We start from the raw sequence: 1,624 nt of genomic DNA, 5'->3' as shown, positions 1-1,624 counted from the left end.
ACGGCTCGTTCAGCCCCGACCGGGTCACCATCGCGGAGTTCCCCGAGGGGACGCACCCGGACCACGCGCGACTCGTCGGACTGACGGTCACCGAGGCCGCCGCGCACCCGGCTGCCGGGCCGGGCGCCCGCCGATGTGCCGCCCCTGCACCGTTTCGGCGCGGGTATGCGTCCTCCCACCCGCCCGGCGCAGGCGCTGCGCCCATCCGGGGTGATCTCGCCGTGTCGGCGCGCGGCGGGGTGTCCCGGTGGCGCCGCGTCGCAGCTCGGGGACGGTCGACCGGACGAGGTGCCGGGCGGTGCGTTCACGGTCAACTCGGCACCGGTCGGGGCGATTCGGCCGGCCGCTGTGCGCCGACTCACCCCGGGGTGCCGGTCCCGCCGCGAGCTGCGGCGGCGCCCCGCCGACCGGGGTGCCGCGCCGCTCCCCATCGCGTCAGCATCCGCCAGATTGCAGGCTTTGACGCCACTTTGACCGGTTTGCGATCGATCGTGTGACCATCATCTCGGATGACTTAGGGGTTGTATTGCCTGTTTCGGGGCGATCTCGCCCCTCTGACCTGCGAAGACGTTTCCCAACTCACGTCAAGTCGGTCCCGGGGCGTGATCTTCATCGTTCTTGAATCGTGATCGTGGCTGTGCCTACTGTCGCCGGGCTCGCACACCGCGGGTGAACCGGGTCGCTCACGCCTAATCCTGCCGCCGGCCCGGGGGTACGGCTCTGTGCAGCACCGCAGGCAGGAGCGGGGGACCCAAGGTAAGTGCCGGTCCGGATCCGTCCGGAACGGCTTGGGGTGAAGACGGGGCGGCGCACGCCGCACCGGCCGGGCGACTCACTAGCCCGAACCCGACAGCTCACCTCGTAGGCGTCGGTGAGAAGGAACGACATGCTGTTCTCCGGTAAGGGTCGCCACCGCCGTCCCTCCAAGCCCGCCCGTGTGGCCGCCATCGCCGGCGCTGCCGGTGCCGCGGTCGCCCTCCCGCTGATGGGCGCCACCGGCGCCCAGGCCGCCTCCGTCGACACCTGGGACAAGGTCGCCCAGTGCGAGTCCACCGGTAACTGGTCCATCAACACCGGCAACGGCTACTACGGTGGCCTGCAGTTCTCCCAGTCCAGCTGGGAGGCGGCCGGTGGTGCGCAGTACGCCTCGCGCGCCGACCTCGCGAGCAAGGACCAGCAGATCGCCACCGCGGAGAAGCTCCTCGCGATGCAGGGCCCCGGCGCGTGGCCGCACTGCGGCCAGGTCGCCGGCCTCACCTCCGGTGGTCCCGCCCCCGAGCTCGGCGGCCAGCAGCAGGCCCCGCAGCAGGAGGCCGCGCCGCAGCAGCAGGAGGCCCCGCAGCAGCAGGCCGAGCCGCAGCAGGAGCAGCGCGCCGAGGCCCCCGCCTCCCGCTCCACCGAGCGTGCCGAGAAGCCCGCCTCCTCCGGCGAGCAGGGCGACTACACCGTCCGCTCCGGCGACACCCTCCACAAGATCGCCGAGGCCAACGACACCACCTGGCAGGAGCTCTACGAGGCCAACAAGTCGGTCGTCGGGGGCAACCCGAACCTGATCTTCCCCGGTCAGCAGCTCTCGCTCTGATCCCCGCGCGCCCCGGCCCGAGCCGGGGCGCCGCTGGTGGGC

Annotated in this window: 1 protein-coding gene and 1 riboswitch; the gene reads left to right on the top strand. The window is 72.5% G+C overall.

The genetic code is table 11. The annotated features are described in order from the left end of the window. Nucleotides 1-718: 718 nt before the first annotated feature. Nucleotides 719-883, top strand: a riboswitch (cyclic di-AMP (ydaO/yuaA leader). A 3-nt stretch (nt 884-886) separates the two neighbouring features. Then, complete coding sequence (locus tag HCN52_RS21655; protein ID WP_168090126.1) at nt 887-1,582, top strand: LysM peptidoglycan-binding domain-containing protein; 696 nt, start codon at nt 887-889, stop codon at nt 1,580-1,582. Nucleotides 1,583-1,624 lie beyond the last annotated feature (42 nt).

It is taken from the genome of Streptomyces bohaiensis, assembly GCF_012033785.1.
GTDB classification, from domain to species: Bacteria; Actinomycetota; Actinomycetes; order Streptomycetales; family Streptomycetaceae; genus Streptomyces; species Streptomyces bohaiensis.
This window is presented reverse-complemented; position numbering and strand designations above follow the sequence as displayed.

Coding starts and splice junctions, on each gene's coding strand:
- HCN52_RS21655 (WP_168090126.1), top strand. CDS start 887: ATGCTGTTCTCCGGTAAGGGTCGCCACCGCCGTCCCTCCAAGCCCGCC.